Source organism: Agromyces sp. GXS1127 (assembly GCF_050565425.1).
In the GTDB taxonomy this organism is placed as follows: Bacteria; Actinomycetota; Actinomycetes; order Actinomycetales; family Microbacteriaceae; genus Agromyces.
Genome location: NZ_JBOCIG010000008.1, coordinates 42,117 through 62,566, shown reverse-complemented (window position 1 = coordinate 62,566; position 20,450 = coordinate 42,117). Strand labels below are relative to the sequence as shown.

The 20,450-nt window shown below is 75.1% G+C and carries 11 protein-coding genes; 5 read left to right on the top strand and 6 right to left on the bottom strand.

Features of this window, described 5'->3' with window-relative positions:
- Positions 1-36: 36 nt before the first annotated feature.
- Complete coding sequence (locus tag ACQ393_RS14805) at positions 37-3,753, top strand: DUF3376 domain-containing protein (protein WP_430647644.1); 3,717 nt, start codon at positions 37-39, stop codon at positions 3,751-3,753.
- 58 nt (positions 3,754-3,811) lie between these two features.
- On the opposite strand, the gene ACQ393_RS14800 is transcribed toward ACQ393_RS14805, so the two are convergent.
- A complete protein-coding gene (locus ACQ393_RS14800; RefSeq protein ID WP_430647643.1) occupies positions 3,812-5,620 on the bottom strand; it encodes an ABC transporter ATP-binding protein in 1,809 nt (602 codons plus the stop codon).
- Positions 5,617-7,560: an ABC transporter ATP-binding protein gene (locus ACQ393_RS14795; RefSeq protein WP_430647642.1), complete on the bottom strand. Its 1,944-nt coding sequence runs from the start codon at positions 7,558-7,560 to the stop codon at positions 5,617-5,619. Before ACQ393_RS14795 ends, ACQ393_RS14800 begins: the two co-directional genes overlap by 4 nt.
- Before the next feature lie 453 nt (positions 7,561-8,013).
- Between ACQ393_RS14795 and ACQ393_RS14790 the strand changes: the two genes are divergently transcribed.
- Genes ACQ393_RS14790 through ACQ393_RS14775 form a run of 4 tightly spaced genes read left to right on the top strand, consistent with a single transcriptional unit; the run spans position 8,014 to position 15,630 of the window.
- Positions 8,014-11,082: a hypothetical protein gene (locus ACQ393_RS14790; RefSeq protein WP_430647641.1), complete on the top strand. Its 3,069-nt coding sequence runs from the start codon at positions 8,014-8,016 to the stop codon at positions 11,080-11,082.
- Positions 11,079-13,871, top strand: coding sequence for a hypothetical protein (locus tag ACQ393_RS14785; protein ID WP_430647640.1), 2,793 nt, complete (start codon positions 11,079-11,081; stop codon positions 13,869-13,871). Before ACQ393_RS14790 ends, ACQ393_RS14785 begins: the two co-directional genes overlap by 4 nt.
- A gap of 2 nt (positions 13,872-13,873) precedes the next feature.
- A complete protein-coding gene (locus tag ACQ393_RS14780; RefSeq protein ID WP_430647639.1) occupies positions 13,874-14,878 on the top strand; it encodes an ABC transporter ATP-binding protein in 1,005 nt (334 codons plus the stop codon).
- Positions 14,875-15,630: an ABC transporter ATP-binding protein gene (locus tag ACQ393_RS14775; protein ID WP_430647638.1), complete on the top strand. Its 756-nt coding sequence runs from the start codon at positions 14,875-14,877 to the stop codon at positions 15,628-15,630. Before ACQ393_RS14780 ends, ACQ393_RS14775 begins: the two co-directional genes overlap by 4 nt.
- On the opposite strand, the gene ddaH is transcribed toward ACQ393_RS14775, so the two are convergent.
- The 4 genes from ddaH to purN form a co-directional block, all read right to left on the bottom strand.
- Positions 15,602-16,858: a dimethylargininase gene (gene ddaH / locus ACQ393_RS14770; RefSeq protein WP_430647637.1), complete on the bottom strand. Its 1,257-nt coding sequence runs from the start codon at positions 16,856-16,858 to the stop codon at positions 15,602-15,604. The two genes, ACQ393_RS14775 and ddaH, sit on opposite strands and share 29 nt — an antisense overlap.
- Before the next feature lie 132 nt (positions 16,859-16,990).
- Complete coding sequence (locus tag ACQ393_RS14765; protein WP_430647636.1) at positions 16,991-18,088, bottom strand: Glu/Leu/Phe/Val dehydrogenase dimerization domain-containing protein; 1,098 nt, start codon at positions 18,086-18,088, stop codon at positions 16,991-16,993.
- A gap of 110 nt (positions 18,089-18,198) precedes the next feature.
- Positions 18,199-19,809 (bottom strand): bifunctional phosphoribosylaminoimidazolecarboxamide formyltransferase/IMP cyclohydrolase, encoded by a 1,611-nt coding sequence (gene purH / locus ACQ393_RS14760; RefSeq protein ID WP_430647635.1) that lies wholly within the window; start codon positions 19,807-19,809, stop codon positions 18,199-18,201.
- The gene (gene purN / locus ACQ393_RS14755) at positions 19,806-20,399 is read right to left on the bottom strand and encodes a phosphoribosylglycinamide formyltransferase (protein ID WP_430647634.1); all 594 of its coding nucleotides are present in this window, start codon (positions 20,397-20,399) and stop codon (positions 19,806-19,808) included. Before purN ends, purH begins: the two co-directional genes overlap by 4 nt.
- Positions 20,400-20,450: the final 51 nt, after the last annotated feature.

Sequence of the window (20,450 nt, the reverse complement as noted above, 5' to 3'; positions counted from 1 at the left end):
GAGGCGCCGGCCCGCGCCGCCCACCCGAGGAGCGTCATGGCCCGATCCGGTCCGCCCCCCGCATCCGCCCCGGCCGTCCAGCCGGCCGTCACGACCACCGGCCGGTCCGTCGAACTCGTCGTCGTCACGAGCGGCGAGCGCGTGGCGGACGTGCTGGCGCGGCGGCATCCCGAGGCGATGCCGTCGTTCAATCGCACGCTGCGCGTCGCGCTGGCGATGCGGGGCGGCGTCAGCCTCGCCGTCTGGATCGGCGGCACGGTCGCCGAACTCGACCTGCTGCGCCGCATCCGCCTGTACGACGACGGGGAGCGGACGCTCGCGCTCGTCCCGGAGACCGCGGGACGTCCGCTCACCGCCCCGGTCCGTGCGAGGCTGCTGGCGTACGCCGAGATGCTGGATGCCGCGGGGTACGACCGGGTCGAGTTCGACCTGCTCGCGGGAGCGAGCGCCGGCGGGCTCAACGCGGTCGTCTACGCCGTCGCGCAACGCGCCGGCACGGGCCTCGAACGGCTGCTGCGGACGTGGGGCACCGTCGGCGGCTTCTGGGGGCTGCTGCACCCGCCCGGCGCGCGCGGGATCCTCGCGCTCATGCAGGGCGAGGACTACTTCCGCGCCGAGACCCTGCGGGCGCTCGTCGAGATCTACGAGACCGACGACCGGCATGCGGACCTCGTCTCCGACTACACCGCGGTCGACCTGTCCGCGACCGTCATCGACGCGGGGGACGAGTTCGAGGAGGACGCGAACGAGGGCCGCGGGCACTTCCGGTTCGTCGGCGACGACGCGCACCGCCTCGACAACCGCATCCCGGCACGCCGCCCGGAACTCGACCGCTCCGGCGGGCCGGTCGATCCCGCCGACCGCGAGGACGACCTCACGAACCTCGAACGGCTCGCGCTCGCGGCGCGGTCCACCTCGTCGCTGCCCGGCGGCTTCGAGCCCGCGACGATCGACTCGTTCCACGGCGACGCCGGGGCGGGCGACGAGGCCGGCATCGAGGGCGGCCCCGGCATGCGCTTCGCCTTCGCGGGGCACCGCGCCGAGGCGAAGACGCCCTACCGGGTCGTCGACGGCGCGGTCTTCGACAACGTGCCCATCGAGCGCGCCCTGCGCGCGGCGCGGTCGCGGGTCTCGAAGCGACGCGCCGACCGCGCGATGATCTTCCTCGACCCGGAGCCCGATCCGCCGCTCGGCGGTCGCGTCGACTGGGACCCGAACGCGTCGCGCTTCTTCCGGGCGATCAAGGCGATGTTCGACCGGCAGGTCCGTCGCGAATCGGTCGCCCGCGAGGTCGCCGAACTCGAGCGGTTCAACACGGAGCAGCAGGTCGCCCGGGCCCGCCTCGAGAGCTCCGCGCCGCTGGTCGCGAGCGCCCTCGCGGACCCGGCCGGCGTCACCGCACGACGACGCGCCTACCTCCGGGCGCTCGCGGTCGACCTGGCCGACCACCTCGCCGAGACGATCGCGGCGCCGAGCCTCTGGCAGCTGCACTCCTCGCTCGAGCGCCGGAGGCGGTACCGGCCGATCCCGCTCATCCGCCTGATCGGCCTGACGGATGCCGCGGGCGACCGCGTCGCCGCCCTGTCGCCGTCGCACCGCGACGCGTTCGCGCGCTCACCCCTCGCACTCGCCGACGCCGCGAACTGCGTGCTCGGCTGGACGCGGGCCCTCGAGGCGCTGCCGGCGCGGACGGGAGCCCGGCAGGGCTTCGCGTTCCCCGCGGTGCGCGAGGCGGCGTACGACGCGCTCACGGCGGCGCTCGCGTGGCGCGACCGGGTCACCGTCCGCGTGCTGGAGCAGACGGCCGCGTTCGCGGAGACGGGAGCGCAGCCGACCGCGGCGGACCTCGGCGGTTGGGTCGACGCGTGGCTCGCCGAGAGCCGCCGCTTCCGGGAGCCCGACCTCTGGCAGAACCTCGACAACGCCGTCGCGCGGCTGCGCATCGCGACGGTGAACATCGAGCGCGAGATCGCCGCGGGGTCGCGTGAGCTCACGGCGGACTGGGCGGCCTCGGCATGGCGGCCCCTCGCCGAGGGACCGATGCTGTCGGCCGGCGACCTGCCGCCGCTGTACCACTCGGCGGGGATCCCGCCCGCGCTCTCGAGCGTGCGGTACTGGGCGATCGGCGTCGACGAGCCGCCGGCCGCTCCACAGGAGTTCCGAGCCCTCGTGCAGGACCGGTGGTTCACCATGCTCGGGGCGGTCCTCCGGAGGGGCGACCTCACGCCGCGAGCGGCGGCCGATGCGATCGAGGCGGCATCGTCGGAGGTCGCGCTCGACCGGGGCACCAAGCTCGCCGGCTACGGCATCGGCAACTTCCTCGGCTTCCTCGCGCGGGACTGGCGCGTCAACGACTGGTGGTGGGGGCGGCTCGACGGCGCCGCCGGCATCACGCGCTTCCTCACGACCCTGGCACCGGCGTCGGTGCAGGCGGATGCGGCGGTGCGGCTGCTGCAGGACGCGGTGCTCGAGGAGGCGGACGACCCGCGGCTCGCGACGCAGCGGCTCTCCCCGCTCGAACCGGCGTCGTCATCGGAACGGGCGGCGCGGGCACCGGGCTCGGACGGACCCGAGCCCGGCGGAGCGGGCGAGGACGGGGCCGGTGCGGAGTCGGCCGCCGCCGGGCGCCGCAGCCGGATGCGCGCCGGCACCGACACGATCTTCAACCTCGACCCGTCGTACCGCTTCGCCATCGCGTCGCGGGCCGTGCGCCTCCTCGACCGGGTCGTCGTCCAGCCCGTGCGCGCGGGAACGCGCTGGATCGCATGGGCCGTGCTGTTCCTCGTCCGCCCGCTGCTCGTCCCCGTGCCGACGCTCTTCGACCCGCCCCGGCTCGCCCTCGTCTCCGGGTTCGTCGCCGCGGTCGCCTGGCTCCTCACGTGGGACGACATCCAGTTCGGGTCGCCCTGGTGGTCGGGCGTGGCGGCCGTCTCGGGCATCGCGGCGATCGCGGTCATCGTCGGATCCGTGACCTCGCGACTTCGCCACTGGGCGGCCGTGGCTGCCGAGCTCGACGGCGGCCTCCGCACCGCGGCCGAGCAGGCGAGGTCGCGCGCGCTGCGGCCGACGTGGTTCCTGGCCGGCGTGGCGATGGCGAGCGTCGTCCCGTTCACGATCGCGATCATCGGCAGCAACTTCCTGCTGATGCTGCTCTGCCTGGCCGTCACGGTGACGCTCACGGCGATCGCCGTGCGTTCGGCCTCCGCGGCGAGCCGGGCGCCGATCCCGGGCCGCGACGCCCGCACCGTGGGCATGATCTCGGTGTTCGCCCTCCTCGGCGGCGTGCTGCCCGCCGTCCAGCTCGTCGCCGAGATCCTCACGGACGACCGCACGCCCGCGGCGCTCGAGATCCCGCGACCGCTGAACTGGATCGTGCTCGCCGTCGGCGCGGCGGCGGTCACCATCGCGCTGACGTGCGACTGGCTCCGGATCCGGTACCGACGGCCCGCGGACGATGGGGACGAGGCCGACGGGCTCGCCGGTGCGGCGGCGTCGACGTCCCACTCGTCCCGGCGCCTCGTCCCGATCGACGTCGTGAACTGGGTCACCGTCACGATCGCCTCGGTGGCCGCCGGCCTCGGCGCCTACTGGTTCGCGAAGCTCGTGACGGCCGGCATCGCGTCGCTGCTCGCCGACACGATCGCCGCGACGGCGTTCATCGTGGTCTGGGCGAACGTCGTCTGGTGGATGCCGGACCTGCTCAGGAGGCTGCCGCAGGTCGACGACCGGGTCGAGCGCGCGCCGTTCGCCTGAGCCGGAACGAGCGGATGCCTCGGGGCTCGGCCCCGAGGCATCCGCCCTGCTCGCACCGCTACACGAGCGAGTCGCGCCAGGCCGCGTGCAGCGCCGCGAACCGGCCCGTGCCGTCGATGAGGTCGGCGGGCGCCCCGTCCTCGACGATGCGGCCGTGCTCCATGACGAGCACCCGGTCGGCGATCGCGACCGTCGACAGTCGGTGCGCGATGATCACCGCGGTGCGGTCGGCCAGCAGGGTCTGCAGGCCCTCCTGCACGAGGCGCTCGCTCGGGATGTCGAGCGAACTCGTCGCCTCGTCGAGGATCAGCACCGCGGGGTCGGCGAGGAACGCGCGCGCGAACGAGATCAGCTGGCGCTGGCCGGCCGAGACGCGCCCGCCGCGCTTGTTCACGTCGGTGTCGTACCCGTTCGGCAGCCCCTCGATGAACTCGTGCGCGCCGACCGCCTTCGCGGCCGCCACGATCTCGTCGAACGACGCGTCGGGCTTGCCGAGCGCGATGTTGTCGGCCACCGACCCCGAGAACAGGTACGCCTCCTGCGTGACCATGACGATCGCGCGGCGGAGGTCCTTCGGGTGCAGGCGGCGCAGGTCCACGCCGTCCAGCTCGACCACGCCGTCGGTCGGGTCGTAGAACCGCGAGATCAGCTTCGCGAGCGTCGACTTGCCGGCGCCCGTGGAGCCGACGAGCGCGACGGTCTGCCCGGCGGGCACGTCGAGGTCGAACCTCGGCAGCACCACGCGCTCCGGCGTGTAGGCGAACTCGACGGACTCGAACCGCACCCGGCCGTCGGCCGTCCACAGGTCGACCGGATCCGCCGGGTCGGGCACGCTCGGCTCCTCCTCGAGGACGCCCGAGATCTTCTCGAGCGCCGACGCGGCCGACTGGTAGGAGTTGTAGAACATCGCCAGCTCCTCCATCGGGTCGAAGAAGCGCTTCGTGTAGAGCACGGCGGCGAGCAGCACGCCCACCTCGAGCGCGCCGTCCACCACCCGGAACCCGCCGATGAGCAGGACGCCGGCGACCGCGACGTAGCCCAGGAGGTTGAGCGCCGGGTTGTAGACGGCGAAGAGCCCGAGCGCCCGGGCGTTCACGTCGCGGTAGTCCTCGACGAGGTCGCCGAAGGTGCGCTCGTTGCGCCGCTCGGAGCGGAACGCCTGCACCGCGCGGATGCCCGTCATGGTCTCCACGAACTGCACGATGAGGGAGGCGCTCGCGACGCGCGAACGCCGGAACAGCCGCTGCGAGCGGAGCTGGAACCAGCGCGTCAGCAGGGCGAGCGGGAGCAGCGTGGCGAGGAGCACGAGGCCCGACACCCAGTCGAACCACACGAGCGCGATCGCGGTGAACAGCATGTACAGCAGGCCGCGCACGAGCTGGTTGATGCCCTCGTCCATGAGCTCGCGGATCGCGTCGAGGTCGCTCGTCTGCCGCGAGATGATGCGGCCCGACGTGTACGACTCGTGGAACTCGAGCGAGAGCTTCTGCGTGTGCAGGAACACGCGCGTCCGCAGGTCGATGAGCACCGCCTGGCTGACGCGCGCCGCCATCCGGATGTACCACGCGATGAGGAAGGCGCCCACGACGCCCGTGACGAGGTACGCCAGGCCCGCGAGCCCGACCGGCAGCCAGTCCTGCTGCATGAGGGCGGGCAGGCCCTCGTCGATGCCGTAGGCGATGATCGCAGGCCCGGCGACCTGGGCGGCCGTCGAGACGACGACGACCGCCATCGTCACCCAGAGTTGCGCCCGGAGCGGGTGCAGCAGCGACCCGAGCAGCCGGAGGCTGCGGCGGCGCAGCGAGCGCGACTCCGCCTTCGAGTACTCGTCGCGCTCCTCGCCCTGTACGCCGATCACGGTGCTCATCGGATCGCCTCCTTCGATTCCATCTCCTCCGGTGGTCGAGTGGCGACCGACGCAGTCGGCCGCGCATCCAGACCCTCGCCGCCGATCAGGTCGGATGCCTCCGCCTGCACGCGACGCTCCTCGTCCTCCAGACTGGAGATGACGAAGCGGTAGTGCTCCGATTCGCGCAGGAGCTCGGAGTGGGTGCCGACCGCCGTGATCCGCCCGTCCTCGAGGAGGGCGACGCGGTCGGCGAGCATGACCGTCGACGGACGGTGCGCCACGATGAGCGCGGTCGTCGACGCGAGCACGGTGCGCAGCTCGGCCTCGACGCGCGCCTCGGTCGCCACGTCGAGCGCCGACAACGGGTCGTCGAGCACGAGCACCGCGGGCTTCGCGGCGACGGCGCGCGCGAGCGCGAGCCGCTGCCGCTGCCCGCCGGACAGGCTCATGCCCTCCTCGCCGACCTTCGTGTCGACGCCGTCGGGCAGGCCGTAGGCGAATCCCGCCTGCGCGATGCGCAGGGCCTCGTCGAGCACTCGCTCGGCCTCGGCGGCGACGGCCGGGTCGGCCGTGGCGTCGCCCGTGAGCTCGGGTCGGCCGAGCAGGACGTTGTCCCGCACGGACGCCGAGAACAGCGTGGCATCCTCGAACGCCATCGCGATGTGCCGGCGCAGCTCCTCGCGGCGGAACGCGCGCACGTCCACCCCGTCGAGGGTGACCGACCCGCCGGTGACGTCGTAGAGCCGCGTCGCGAGCGCCGTCATGGTCGTCTTGCCGCACCCGGTGAGGCCGACGAGGGCCATGGTCTCGCCCGGTCGCAGCACGAGGTCGACGCCGTCGAGCAGGTCGCCGAAACGCTCGGGCGAGTCCTGGTAGCGGAAGCGCACGTCGGTGAACGCGAGTTCGCCGCGCGGCGCGGCCAGGGTCGTCGGGTGCTCCGGGTCCCGGACCTCGTTCTCGCTGTCCATGATGTCGAAGTACCGGTCTGTCGCGGTCCGGGCGTCGAGCGAGAACGCCAGCAGGAAGCCGATGGACTCGATCGGCCACGCGAGCACGGCCGCCGTGGCGAAGAATGCCACGAGCTGGCCCACCGAGAGCTGCCCCTGCGCGGCCAGCAGGACGCCGAGCACGAGGCAGATCGCCAGGGCCACCGCCGGCACGATGAGGATCCAGACCCAGATGTTCGCGTCCAGGCGCGCCTTCTCGATCTCGGTCGACCGGAGCTGCTCGGCCTGCGCGCGGAACGAGGTGAGCGCATGCTTGCCGCGACCGAACGCCTTCAGCACGCGGATGCCGTGCACGGACTCCTCGACCGCGGTGGCGAGGTCGCCCGACTGGTCCTGGCTGCGCCGCGAGACCTCGGAGTACCGGCCCTCGAACCGGTAGCCCACGATCCAGAGCGGGATCGAGCACGCGAGGAACACCAGGCCCAGGATCCAGCTCATCGAGATGAGCACCACCGCGCCGACGACGATCACGACCAGGTTCATGACGAGCAGCACGAGGCCGAACGCGAGCCAGCGCCGGATGAGGCCCAGGTCGCTCACGGCGCGCGAGAGCAGCTGGCCGCTCGGCCACCGGTCGTGGAAGCTCACCGGCAGGTCCTGCAGCTTGGCGTAGAGCGCGTCCCGCATGCGCGCCTCGACCCTCGTGGTCGGGCCGATGACGAGCCAGCGGCGGAGCGCGAACATCGCGGCCTCGGCGGCGCCCAGGCCGAGCACGAGCAGCGACAGCGGGACGATGGCCTCCCGATCGCCGTCCGCGAGCGGACCGTCGACGATCGCCTCCAGCACCTGCGGGATGGAGAGGGCGATGAGCTGCGCCACGAGGTAGGCCGCCATGCTCAGGACGATCGCGGTCATCGCGGGTCCGACGTACGTGCGCAGCCGCAGGAGCGCACGCACGGTCCCGGTGCGCTCGTGGTGCGGAGGGTGGAGGGTGGATTCGGTGGCGGTCACGCCGGGGTCCTTCCGGGATGCGCGACGGGTCGCGCGGATGCGGACTCGTCGAAGGGAGACGCGGATGCCGCGCGCATGGTCGCGCGCGAACGGAGCGAGAGCGGAGCAGCGGGCCCCGCACGGGAATCGGCCGGCGTCCCGCCGGCTGGAGGTTGCCCGGGGCTAGCCCAGGACGACCGGGGCGGGAGCGACGTGCGGAGAGACGAGCGCACCGAACGCCGCGACCGTGCGGGCGGGAATGCCGGTGTACTTCATGTCGTCCTCCGTCGTCGTCGTGTTCACGAACCCGTCGCCCGCCTCGGATGGTTCCCCGGGCGGACAGCCCTTCAGATTATGCCCGAGCGGGCGGCGGGCACAAGACCCGATATCCGGAGTACGCTGTCCCGATCCCGCCACGCGACGGAACGGCGCCCTTCCGCGCCCGCGCGTGCGACCCGACGATGAGGAGGTCGCGTGTCCCCCGCACGCCTGCTGACGGCGCGCTCGCGCGCGCGTCTCGGCGTCCTCGCGGGCTCGGCCGCGGTCTCCCTGCTGCTCACGGCGTTCCTCGCCACGGCGCTCGGCGTCCTCGTCGCGGCGCCGGCGGCCGGCGCGCGGACGGCGATCGCCGTCGCCGATGGCTCGGACGGCGCGGTGACGTGGCAGACGCGCCTCGCCTCCGACGAGGATGCGGCCGGTGCGCAGGCCGATGCCGCGGCGCGCGTGCTCGACCGGTTCGTCGTCGCGCACGGCGCCGACGTCCGCCGATCGGTGGCGACCGACCCGGTGGCCGTGCTCGGCGACGACGCCGGGACCGCCCCGGGCGTGGCGCTCCTCGCGGACCCCGGCATGGCGAAACGCGCCGAGCTCGTCGACGGCGCCTGGCCGGACGCGCCCGATGCCCGGGCGGCTGCCGACGAGACCGGTGCGGTCCCGGGTGCGATGCACGCGGGTGCCGCGGATGCCGCGGGGCTCGCGCCGGGCGACGCCGTCGAGCTCGACGGCGTGCGCGTGCTCGTCGTCGGGACGTGGCTCCCGACCGACCCCCGGGCGCCGGAGTGGGCGGGCGATCCGCTCGTCGCGACCGGCACGGGCGACGGCGCGATCGGGCCCCTCCTCGTGGACGAGGCGGCCGCGGTCGACGCGCGCGCCGCCGTCGCGGTGCGCTGGACCGCCACGGTGGAACCGCCGACCGCGACCCCCGGCGAGCTCGCGGCGCTCCGGGCGTCGATCCCGCTCGTGCTGCCGGCCCTCCAGGCCGACGCCGCCGTCGGCTCCGACGGGATCGTGCGCTCGGGCGGCCTCCCGGACACGCTGGACGCGGTGCTCGCCGGGCTCGACGCGGCGCGCGCGCTCGCGCCGCTGCCCGTGCTGCTGCTCGGGGTCGCAGGACTCGTGGCGCTGCTCCGGATGGCCTCGCTGCTCGGGACCGAGCGGCGCGCCGAGACCACGCTCCTCCTCGCTCGCGGCGCGTCGCCGGCGTCGCTCGCGGGCGGCGCCGCGGTGGAGGCGCTCGCGATCGCGCTCCCCACCGCGCTGGTCGGCGCGCTCGCGGCATCCGTCGCCCTCGTCGCGCTCGCGCCCGCGGACGCGACGGCCGTCGCCGTCACCTGGCTGGTCGCCGCCGGCGTGGCCGTCGCGGTCGTCGCGGTGCACGGCGGCGCGGCGTGGGTCGACGCGCGGCGTCCCGTCGTGCGGGGCTCGGGCGACGTGACCGGGCGCGCCCGGCGCGCCGCGGCCGCGGGCGGCGTCGTGCTGCTCGTCGTGCTCGCCGGCGTCTCGCTCTGGCAGTTCCGCCTGTACGGGTCGCCGATCGTCCGCACCGCCGCCGGGGGCACGAGCGTCGACCCGCTCGCATCGCTCGCGCCCGTGCTCGTGCTGCTCGCCCTGGCGGTCGCCGCGCTCGCGGTCGCCGGCGCGGCGCTGCGCGTCTTCGAACGCTGGGCCGGCGGTCGTCCCGGTCTCGTCCCGGCGCTGCCCGCACGGCAGCTCGCGCGACGGACCCCCGTGTACGCCTCCGCGATCCTCGTCCTCTCGTTCGCGGCGGGCGGCCTGGCGCTCGGCGCCGCGGTCGACGGATCCTGGCGCGCGTTCGATCTCGCCGCGTCGGCGGCATCCCTCGGCGGCGAGGCGCGCGTCGAGCTCGCCGGCCGAGACGTCGTGGACGGCGCCGCGCCCGCCGGGATCGACGCCTTCGGCGAGCTGCCCGGCGACGCGGTCGCGATCCCGGTGCACCGCGGCGAGGCCCGCGTCGGCTCCGACCCGGTGGGCATCGTCGCGCTCCCCGTCGATCGCCTCGCCGCCGCGGCGCCCGGCGCCGGCACGCCCCTCAACGCCGACGTCCGCGACGCGCTCCTGCCCGTCCGGGGTCCCGCGGTGGAGCCGGGTGCGACCGTCGCGCTCGACGTGACCGTGCGGTCCGTCGGCGGGACCGCGGCGCCGGCCCCGACGTCGTCGGACGGCATGACGGAGTCGGCGGCCGAGGCGCCGCGCGCCGCGATCTCGGTCTGGCTGCTCGACGCCGACGGCGCCGCCCGGCCCGTCCCGGCGGGAGCGGTCGGCGCCGGGTCGGAGGTGCGCCTCGAGGCGAACGCACCCGAGGTCGACGGGATCACGCTGCTCGGGGTCGAGGCGCGGATGGCCGGCGGCGCCGGCGAGCTCGAGGTCGACGTGATCGGCGCCGACGCGGCATCCGCGGGAGATCTCGCCGGCACCCTCGCCGTGTCGAGCCGCACGCCCGCCGACCGGTTCGTCGCCGGCTCGGTCGACACGGACGCGCCGGTCCCGGTCGTGATCGACCGATCGCTCGCCGGCACGGTGGCCGCCGACCCCGGCGACCCGATCGAGTTCCGGCTCCGCGCGGGCGGCGCGACCGTCCGTGCGGAGGTCGCCGACGTCGTCGCCGTGATCCCCGGCGCCGGTCCCGGCATCCTCGTGGACCTCGGCGCGCTCTCCACCGCCGCCTTCGCCGACGACGCCGGCGTGCCCGAGTTCGGCGAGCTCTGGATCTCGGGACCCGACCCCGCCGGCACGGCCGACGCCCTCGTCGAGGCCGCGGCCGTCGCCGCCGACGTCGACACGCGCGCCGAGGCATCCGCCGCCATCACCGTCGCACCCGCCATCACGGCCCTCTGGATCGGGGCGGTCGGCGCCGCGGGATTCGCGCTCGTCGCGCTCGCCGGCCTCGTGGCGGCGCTCGGCACGGCCCGTGCGGGCGAACTCGCGGTGCTGCGCGCGCTGGGCGCGACGTCGACGCTCCAGGCCTCGGCGCGTCGCGCCGAACTCGTCGGCCTCGTCGTCTCCGCGACGGTCATCGGCCTCGGGATCGGCCTCGCCGTCGCCCTCCTCACCGCACCCGAGCTCGGCATGGCCGCGGTGCCCGGCTCCGCCGCCGGGCTCGCGCCGACCTTCACCGCCTCGTGGCTCCCGCTCGCGATCGCGCTCGCGGCACTCGTCGGCGGCTGCCTCGCGATCGCGTTCGCCGCGGCGCGCTCGGTCGCCGATCGGGCACGCCGCGCGGTCCCGGGGACGGAGGACCGATGACCGGACGGCGCTCGCGCACCTCCGCGGTCGGCCTGGCCCTGCGTCAGCTCGCCGCCGGCCCGCTGCCCTCGATCGCGCTCGCGGTGCTCGTGTGCGCGAGCGCGTTCCTCGCGGTCGCCGCACCCCGTGCGGTCGCCGACGTGCACACCGAGGCGCTCGAGGCGCGCCTCGCGGGCCATCCGGCGTCCGAGATCGATCTCGTCTCCCGCTCGCCGATGGGGCCCGACGTCGGACCCTCCGCCGCGGGCACCGACCTCCCCGCCGACGTCGACGCCGTCTGGGGCGGGCACGAGGAGCGACTCGCCGCGGTCCGCGCCTCGCTGCCCGAGCCGTTGCGGTCGACGACGGGCGACCCGATGACGGTCGCGGTCTCCGGACCCGTCCAGGCCCGCGTCGACGGGGCCGGGCCCGGATCGCCGAAGTACCGGATCCAGCCCGGGTTCGACCCGCGACTGCGCACGCACCTCGTGCTCGTCGACGGCGAGTGGCCGGCTCCGCTCCCCGGGCCGATCCAGGAGCCGCGCGAGGAGCCGATCGAGATCGTGCTCGCCATGCCCGTGGCCGAGGCCATGGCGTGGCCGGTCGGCGAGGTCCGCTCGATCGACTACACGGGCATCGAGGTGCTCGTGCGATTGTCGGGCGTGGTCGAGGCGGCGGACCCGGCCGATGGGCTGTGGACGCACCTGCCGACGGCGCTCAGGGCCTCCGTCGTCGACAACGGGCTCGCGCCGCCCGAGTACACGGCGGTGGCCTGGCTCGACCCCGCATCGTGGCCCGAATTCGCCCCGTTCGCGCTGGCGCTCGAGATGCAGTCGTGGATCCCGACGGACGCCGCGGCCGTCCGTGCGTCCGATGCGCCCGAGCTCGCCGCACAGCTCGGCGAGTTCTCGAGCACCTCGCAGGTGCTCGGCTCGGGACGCTGGATCGAGGTCGACGTGCCCGAGGCGCCGCCGGGCACGTTCGTCCCGTACCTCATGGTCTCCACGGTCGGCACCGTCGGGTTCACGACCGGGCTCCGCGACGTCCTCGTCGACGCCGTCGCCGCGGCCGCGGCGGTCGACGCGGTGCTGGCCATGATCGCCTCGGGCCCGATCGGCGTCGCGATCGCGGTGCTCGTGCTCGGTGCCCGCGTGGTCTTCGAGCGTCGTCGTACCGGGCTCGAGCTCGCCGCCGCACGCGGCGCCGCGCCCGCTCGACTGCATACCGTGCTGCTCGCCGAGGGACTCGCGATCGGCGTGCCCGCCGCCGCGCTCGGTGCGGCGATCGCCGTGGCCGCCACCCCCGGCGTCCCCGGGATCGCCGGCTGGTGGATCGCCGCCGTGTTCGCGCTCACCCCGCCGGCACTGCTCGTCGCGCGAGCCCCGGAGCTCAGCCCGCTGCGACGCGCGCGGGCCGACCTCGGCGCGAGCCGCCCCGGGCGGGCGCGCGTGGTGGTCGAGGCGCTCGTCGTGCTCGTCGCCGCGGTCTCGTGCGTGCTGCTCCTGCAGCGCGGCACGGCCGGCGCGGCCGAGGTCGGCGTCGACCCCCTGCTCGCCGCCGCGCCGCTGCTCCTCGCGCTCGCAGCCTGCGTGCTCGTGCTCCGCGTCTATCCGCTGCCGCTCGGCGCGCTCGTGCGGCGCATGTCGCGCCGCCGCAGCCTCGTGCCCTTCCTCGGCTCGGCGCGCGCCCTGCGCGATCCGAGTGCCGGACTCGTCCCGGTGCTCGCGGTCGTCGTGGGCGTCTCCGTCGCGGTCACGTCGACCGTGGTGCTGTCGACCCTCGACCGCGGCATCGCGACCGCGAGCGAACGGCGCGTCGGCGCCGACGTCGCGATCTCCGGGGTGCCGGTCACCCGGGACCAGCTCGCCGAGATGGCGGACACGTCGCGCGTCGAGGCGATCACCCCCGTCTACTCGACGACGCCGGCCCAGCTCGACATCGACGGCCGCACCCGGTCGACGACGGTGATCGTGCTCGACCGGGAGGAGGTCGAGCGGGTGCAGGCCGGCCGCGCCGACGCGCTCGCGCTGCCCGAGGCGCTCTCCGCCGCCGGCGAGCCGGTGCCGGTGCTCGTGTCGCCCCCGGTCGCCGAGGCCGTGGCCGACGGGGAGGACGTCGACCTCGAGGGGCGCGGGCTCGAGGTCCTCGGCACTCCGTCGGCGGAGAGCCCGTTCACCTCGCGGGACGCCTGGATCATCGTCGACCGCGTCAACGCCGACCCGTTCGCGGCGACTCTCGTGCCGCGACAGGTGCTGGTCCGCGTCGAGTCGGGCGCCGACCCCGCCGCGGTCGGCGACGCCCTCGTCGCGATCGCCGGCGACGGCGCCCGGGCGACGACCGCCGAGGGACTGGCCGACCGCCTGCGCGCGCAGCCCGATGCGGAGGGCCTCCGCGCCGGGCTCATCGCCGCGATCGCCGCGGCCACGCTGCTCACCGCCCTCGCGCTCGCCCTGACCCTGCTCGTCGGACAGCCTGCGCGCGAGCGGTTGCTGCCGCTGCTGGCCACGCTCGGGCTCGGCCGCCGCGGCGAGCGGGCGATCGTGGCGTGGGAGATCGGCCCCGTCACGGCGGTCGCGATCGTCGCCGGCGTCGCGCTCGGCGCGCTGGTGCCGGTCGTCGTGCTGCAGGGCGTCGACCTGCGGGGATTCACCGGGGGTGCGATCGCCCCCGCCGTCACGTTCGACTGGGCCCTCGTGGGCGTCGTCGTCGCGGCATCCGTCATCGTCTCGGCCGCTGCGGCGGCCGTCGCCGCGCACGTCGGCGGGCGCGTGGGCGCCGCGCGGGCGATGCGCAAGGAGGAGGAGGGCTGAGCATGGTGCAGGCCGCCGTGGAACCGCACATCCTGTGCACCGACCTGGTGCGCATCTTCAGCGCCGACGGCGTCGAGGTGCAGGCCCTGCAGGGCCTGAACCTGCGCATCGACCCGGGCGAGCTCGTGGCGCTGATCGGCGCATCGGGGTCGGGCAAGTCGACGCTGCTCACCATCCTGTCGGCCCTCGACACGGCGACCGCGGGCGTCGCGCGAGTGGCCGGTCACGACCTGCTCGCGATGCGCGACCGGGAGCGCGTGGCCTACCGCCGCAGCACGGTCGGGTTCGTCTGGCAGCAGACCTCCCGCAACCTGCTGCCCTACCTGACCGCGGCCGAGAACGTGGCGCTCGCGATGAGCGTCGCCGGGCGCGTCCGCGGCTCCGAACGGGCGGGCCGGATCGCCGAGCTCCTCGACCTCGTCGGGGTGCCCGACGTCGCCGACCGGCGACCCGCCGAGCTCTCGGGCGGCCAGCAGCAGCGCGTGGCCATCGCGGTCGCGCTCGCGAACGGGCCCGAGGTGCTCCTCGCCGACGAGCCGACCGGCGAGCTCGACGAGGCGACCTCGGCGTCGGTGCTCGAGGCCATGCGCTCGGTCAACGAGGAGCTCGGCGTCACCATGCTCATCGTCACGCACGACCCGTCGGTCTCCGAGCACGTGCGCCGCACCGTGCAGATCCGGGACGGCCGCACGTCGACCGAAGTGCTGCGCTCGACGCACGTCGACGAGCACGGCACCGAGCACGCGGTCGCCGAGGAGTTCGCGGTGCTCGACCGCGTCGGCCGCCTGCAGCTGCCGCACGACTTCGTCACGAGCCTCGAACTCCGCGACCGCGTGCGCCTCGCGCTCGAGCCCGACCACGTCGGGGTGTGGCCCGGCCACGAGGGCGCTCGCCGGCTCGACGAGGTGACGGATGCCGCGGGGCCGCCCGCGGACGCACCGGACACCGCGCCACGATCCGACCCCGACCTCGACCCCGAGGGCGCCGACCGCGAGGAGACCCCATGAGCACGCTGCGCGCCGAATCCCTCCGCCGCGTCTTCGCCGCTCGGGCGGGCGACGTCGTCGCCGTCGACGGCGTCTCGCTCGAGGTCTCCCCCGGCGAGCTCGTCGTCGTCACCGGCCGGTCGGGCGCCGGGAAGACGACGCTGCTGAACCTGCTCGGCGGACTCGATCGTCCGACCTCGGGTCGCGTCACCCTCGGCGACGACGACCTCGGCTCGCTCGACGACGACGCGCTCGCGGCGGTGCGCCGGGACCGCGTCGGCTACGTGTTCCAGTCGTTCGGGCTCGTCCCGGTGCTCTCCGCGGCCGAGAACGTCGAGGTGCCGCTCCGCCTCCAGCGCCTGCCGGTGGCCGAGCGCGACGCGCGCGTGGCGCACGCGCTCGAGCTCGTCGGCCTCGCGGCCCACGCCGCGCAGCGCCCGTACGAGCTCTCGGGAGGTCAGCAGCAGCGCGTCGGCATCGCACGCGCTCTGGCGGCTCGGCCGAGCGTGCTCCTCGCCGACGAGCCGACCGGTCAGCTCGACAGCGGTACGGCGGCCACGGTGATGGACCTCATCACGGAGCTCGTCCACGCCGAAGGCGTCGCCGCGGTCGTGACGACGCACGACCCCGCGCTCGTGCGGCGGGCCGACCGCGTCGTCGAGCTCCACGACGGCCGCGCCGTCGCCGCCGGCGCGGCCGGAGCGGCCGGCGCGCCGGGCGGCCCCGACGCGGAGGGCGACCGGGTCAGCGCACCCGCACCGAGAGGCACGTGACGCACCCCTCGAGCTTCTCGAACTCGCTGATGTCGACCGTGACCACCCGGTAGCCGAGCTCGGACAGCAGCGCGGCCGACCGCGGCGCGGACGCCGACATCAGCAGCGTCTCGTCGGAGAGCACGACCACGGCGACGCCCTCGGGCTCGGGCACCGCGAGGAACCGCGGGAACAGCGACGTCGAGTCCAGCAGGTCGGGAGCGCCGATGACCGTGCCGTCGGGCAGTGCCGTGACCGCGCTCTTCAGGTGCAGCGCCCTCGAGATCGGCACCGCGACGACGGTGTACCCGAGCGGCGAGAGGATGCCGCGGAGCTGGCGGATGCCCTCGGCGTTCGTGCGCGAGGACGCGCCGACGTAGACGGTGGAGCCGACCTTCAGGACGTCGCCGCCGTCGAGCGTGCCCGGCGCGGCGATGCGCGCGACGGCCATGCCGGGGAGGGCGCGCACCGTGCGCTCGACGGCCTCGACCTCGGGGCGGCGCGACTCGGCGCCCGGGTTCGCGATCACGGCGAGCCCCTCGAAGAAGACCACCGTGTCCTCGATGAACACCGAGTCGGGCAGGTCGGGCGCCGCGTCGACCTCGACCGTCTCCCAGCCCTCGGCGACGAGCGCCGCGCAGTAGTCGTCCCACTGCTCGTCGGCGAGGGCCTGGTCGACGGGCCGGCGCTCGAGGTGGGTGAGCTCGCCCTCGCCGAGGTTCGACGCCGGGATCCGCACGAGCGCCACGCGGCGGGCCGCACGACGGGGGCGGTGGGCGAGCACCCACTCCGCCACCCGGGGCGCCACGAACACCTCGGCGAGCACCGCGGCGACGATGAAGAGCAGGTTCAGGCCGAGGAGGCTCGACAGCACGAGCGAGAACACCTGGGCGGAGACCTGCACGCCGCTCGAGAGCACGTTGGAGCTCGCGGCGATCAGGGTCGCGAGGACCCCGGAGGTCAGCCCGACGGGGAGGGCGAGGAACCACGCGCGGAGGGCGCCGACCGCGTTGCCGATGCTGAGCAGGCCCCAGAGCACGGCGGCCGCGAGGACGAAGTAGGGCACGACCTGGGCGAGGACGGCCGGGTTCTGGTCGCGCGACACGAGGTTCGCCAGGACGCCTGCGCCGAACGCGATGAGCGCGACCGCCCCGGCCGACGCCAGCGCCGAGGCCGAGCGCCGCGCCACGGTCGCCCTCGCGGGATCGGGGGCGGGCACGGCCGGAGGCTGGGTCGCGGGGGGCGTCATGCGCACGAGCCTATCGGCCGCGCGGGACCCTCCCGCGCACGCCCGGCGACGGCCGGGAGCGCCGTGATCGTCGCGCGACGGGACGACGGAGCGGGGCGACGGCGGCCCGTCGCCCCGCTCCCCCGGGTCGGTTCAGCGCGCGGCGTCGAGGCGTGCCGTCGCAAGCCGCTCGGCGGCCTCGAGCGTGGTGATCCCGGCCGCGTCGGCGTCGCGCAGCACGGCACCGACGACGTCGCCGATGCCGGCGATCCGCCGATCGAGTTCGTCCTGGCCGATCCCCGGCGCCGTGGCGAGGTCGAGGTAGACCACGCCGCCCGCGTTCACGACGAAGTCGGGCGCCCAGGCGATGCCGCGGCCCCGCAGCATCCGGGCCACGTCGCGCTCGGCGAGTTGGTTGTTGGCGGCGCCCACGACGGCACGCACGCGGAGCTCGTCGACGACCTCGGGCGTGAGCACGCCGCCGAGCCCGCACGGCACGAACACGTCGGCCTCGACCCGGTGCGCGTCGGCGGGGGCGACCCAGTCGGCGCCGAGCTCCTCGGCGAGGGCGCGCTTGCCGTCGTGCACGTCGGTGACGGTGAGGCGGGCGCCGCCCGCGGCCAGGGCGCGCGCGAGGCGGCCGCCGACCTGGCCGAGCCCGGCCACGACGAAGTGCCGGCCGGCGACGGCGCGCGTGCCGAACACGTGGTCGAGCGTGGCGAGGATGCCGGCGTGCACGCCGGCCGCCGTGGCATCCGCCGGCTCGCCGACGCCGCCCTGCTCCGCGGGCAGGCCGCACACGTGCTCGGTGCGCTCGTGCACGAGGGCCATGAGCTCCGCGCTCGTGCCGACGTCCTCGGCCGTCATGTAGGCACCGCCGAGCGACTCGACGGCGTCGCCGAGGTCGAGCATCGCGTCGTGGCGACGCGCGTCGTCGAGGGTCTCGCCCGTGGGGATGCAGACGACGGACTTGCCGCCGCCGCGCGCGAGGCCTGCCGCGGCGTTCTTCAGGGTCATGGCCTGCGAGAGGCGCAGGGCGTCGGCGAGCGCGTCGGTCCAGTGCTCGTAGTGCCAGACGCGGGCACCGCCGAGGGCCTGGCCGAGCGCGGTGCTGTGCACCGCGACGATGATGGTGAGCCCCGATCGGGCACCTCGCGTGATGAGCACGCGTTCGTGGTCGGGGGCGTCGAGGGGAAGTGCGGCGTGGACCCCGGCGTCGGGTGAGGGAACCGGGGCATGGGTGATCGTCATCGATCGTTCTCCTTGTTCATCGCCTTGTGGGCGCGGCGGTGCGGGCGCTTCGTGGGCGCCTCACCTCAAGGATACGTCCGTGCGGACGGGGCGGAGCGCCCCCCCGCCGATCAGTGGAAGAAGTGCCGCTCACCCGTGAAGTACATGGTCACCCCGGCGGCCTTCGCGGCGGCGACGACCTCCTCGTCGCGCACGGAACCGCCGGGCTGCACGACCGCGCGCACCCCGGCGTCGAGGAGGATCTGCAGCCCGTCGGCGAAGGGGAAGAACGCGTCGGATGCCGCGACCGAGCCGGCCGCACGCTCGCCCGCGCGCTCCACGGCGAGCTTGCACGAGTCGACGCGGTTGACCTGCCCCATGCCGACGCCGACCGAGGCGCCGTCGGAGGCGAGGAGGATCGCGTTCGACTTCACGGCACGGCACGCGCGCCACGCGAACTCGAGGTCGGCGAGTGTCGCCTCGTCGGCGGGCTCGCCCGCGGCGAGCGTCCACTCGGCGGCGGGCGCGAACGACCGGTCGGCCTGCTGCAGCAGGAGCCCGCCGGACACCTGGCGGATCTCGGTGACCGGCGGCGTGAAGCCCTCGGGCAGCTCGAGCAGCCGCAGGTTCTTCTTCCGCGTGAGGATCTCGACCGCCTCGGGCTCGAAGCCCGGCGCGACGAGCACCTCGGTGAAGATGCCCGAGACGGTCTCGGCCATCTCGCGCGTGACCGTCCGGTTCGCGGCGATGACGCCGCCGAACGCCGACACGGGGTCGCACTCGTGCGCGCGGCGATGCGCGTCGGCGATCGGGTCGGCCGCGCCGGATGCCGCGACGGCGATGCCGCACGGGTTGGCGTGCTTGATGATCGCCACGGCCGGCGCGTCGAAGTCGTAGGCGGCCCGCACCGCGGCATCCGCGTCGACGTAGTTGTTGTACGACATCTCCTTGCCGTGCAGCTGCCGTGCCTGGGCGATGCCCGGGTGGCCGCCGACCGCGGAGTACCGTGCGGCCCGCTGGTGCGAGTTCTCGCCGTAGCGGAGGTCGGCGTCCTTGATCCAGGCCGCGCCGACCCACGCGGGGAACGGCGACTCCTCGGCCGCCTGGTCGGGTGCGACGACGTTGCCGATCCACGAGGCGACGGCGATGTCGTAGGTCGCCGTGTGGCGGAACGCCTCGCGCGCGAGCGCGCGCCGCTGTGCGAGCGTGGTGCCGCCGTCGCGCACGGCAGAGACGACCTCGTCGTAGCGCTCGGGCGAGACGACGACGGCGACGTTCGCGTGGTTCTTGGCCGACGCGCGCACCATCGCCGGCCCGCCGATGTCGATCTGCTCGACGATGTCGTCGGCCTCGGCGCCGGATGCGACGGTCTCGACGAACGGGTAGAGGTTCACGACGACGAGCTCGTACGGCGCGATGGCGAGCTGCGCGAGCTCGCGCTCGTGGTGCTCGAGCCGGAGGTCGGCGAGGAGGCCGGAGTGCACGGCCGGGTGGAGGGTGCGCACGCGTCCGTCGAGGTGCTCGGGGTAGCCCGTGACGTCCGCGACCTGGGTCACCGGGAGCCCCGCGTCGGCGATGGCCTTCGAGGTGCCGCCGGTCGAGACGATCTCGACGCCCGCGTCGACGAGCGCCGATGCGAGCTCGACGAGCCCGGACTTGTCGCTCACGGCGATGAGCGCTCGCCTGACGGGAACGAGGTCCCGCTCGCGGTAGAGGCTCGGGTCGATGCGTGCTCCACTCATGATCGGGCGAGCTCCTTCAGGTCGAGGTGCGAGTTGGCGATGTCGAGCACGGCCTGGATGAGCAGGCGCCGCTCGACGGGCTTGATGCGGTCGTGGAGGGTCGACTCGGTGTCGCCCGGCAGCACCGGGATGCGCTCCTGCGCGATGATCGGTCCGCCGTCGACCGAGTTGTCGACGACGATGAGGCTCGCGCCGGTCTCGGTGACCCCGGCGGCGAGCGCGTCGCGCACGCCGTGCGCGCCCGGGAACTCGGGCAGGTACGCGGGGTGCGTGTTGATGAGGAACGGGCTGAACGCGTCGACCACGGCGGGCGGCACGAGTCGCATGAGCCCCGACAGGATGACGAGGTCGGCGCCCCAGGCGCGGACCTGGGCGATGAGCGCCTCGCCCCACTCCTCGCGCGAGTCGTAGGCGGTGAACGGCACGGTGAAGGCGGGGATCCCGAACTCCTCGCCGAGCGCGAGCCCCTCGCAGTCGCGATCGGCGCCGATGGCGACGACCCTCGCGGGGAACTCGGCGTCCTCCGACGCCTCGAGCAGCGCACGGAGGTTCGAACCCGTGCCCGAGATCAGCACGACGAGCTTCAGCACCCTACGAGGGTACCCGCCGCGCAGGAGAGCGGATGACACGGGGCCTCCCGC

What these genes read in the sequence shown, in the direction of transcription:
- ACQ393_RS14805 (WP_430647644.1), top strand. Translation starts at nt 37, where the DNA reads ATGGCCCGATCCGGTCCGCCCCCCGCATCCGCCCCGGCCGTCCAGCCG.
- ACQ393_RS14800 (WP_430647643.1), bottom strand. Translation starts at nt 5,620, where the DNA reads ATGAGCACCGTGATCGGCGTACAGGGCGAGGAGCGCGACGAGTACTCG.
- ACQ393_RS14785 (WP_430647640.1), top strand. Translation starts at nt 11,079, where the DNA reads ATGACCGGACGGCGCTCGCGCACCTCCGCGGTCGGCCTGGCCCTGCGT.
- ACQ393_RS14780 (WP_430647639.1), top strand. Translation starts at nt 13,874, where the DNA reads ATGGTGCAGGCCGCCGTGGAACCGCACATCCTGTGCACCGACCTGGTG.
- ACQ393_RS14775 (WP_430647638.1), top strand. Translation starts at nt 14,875, where the DNA reads ATGAGCACGCTGCGCGCCGAATCCCTCCGCCGCGTCTTCGCCGCTCGG.
- ddaH (WP_430647637.1), bottom strand. Translation starts at nt 16,858, where the DNA reads ATGACGCCCCCCGCGACCCAGCCTCCGGCCGTGCCCGCCCCCGATCCC.
- ACQ393_RS14765 (WP_430647636.1), bottom strand. Translation starts at nt 18,088, where the DNA reads ATGACGATCACCCATGCCCCGGTTCCCTCACCCGACGCCGGGGTCCAC.
- purH (WP_430647635.1), bottom strand. Translation starts at nt 19,809, where the DNA reads ATGAGTGGAGCACGCATCGACCCGAGCCTCTACCGCGAGCGGGACCTC.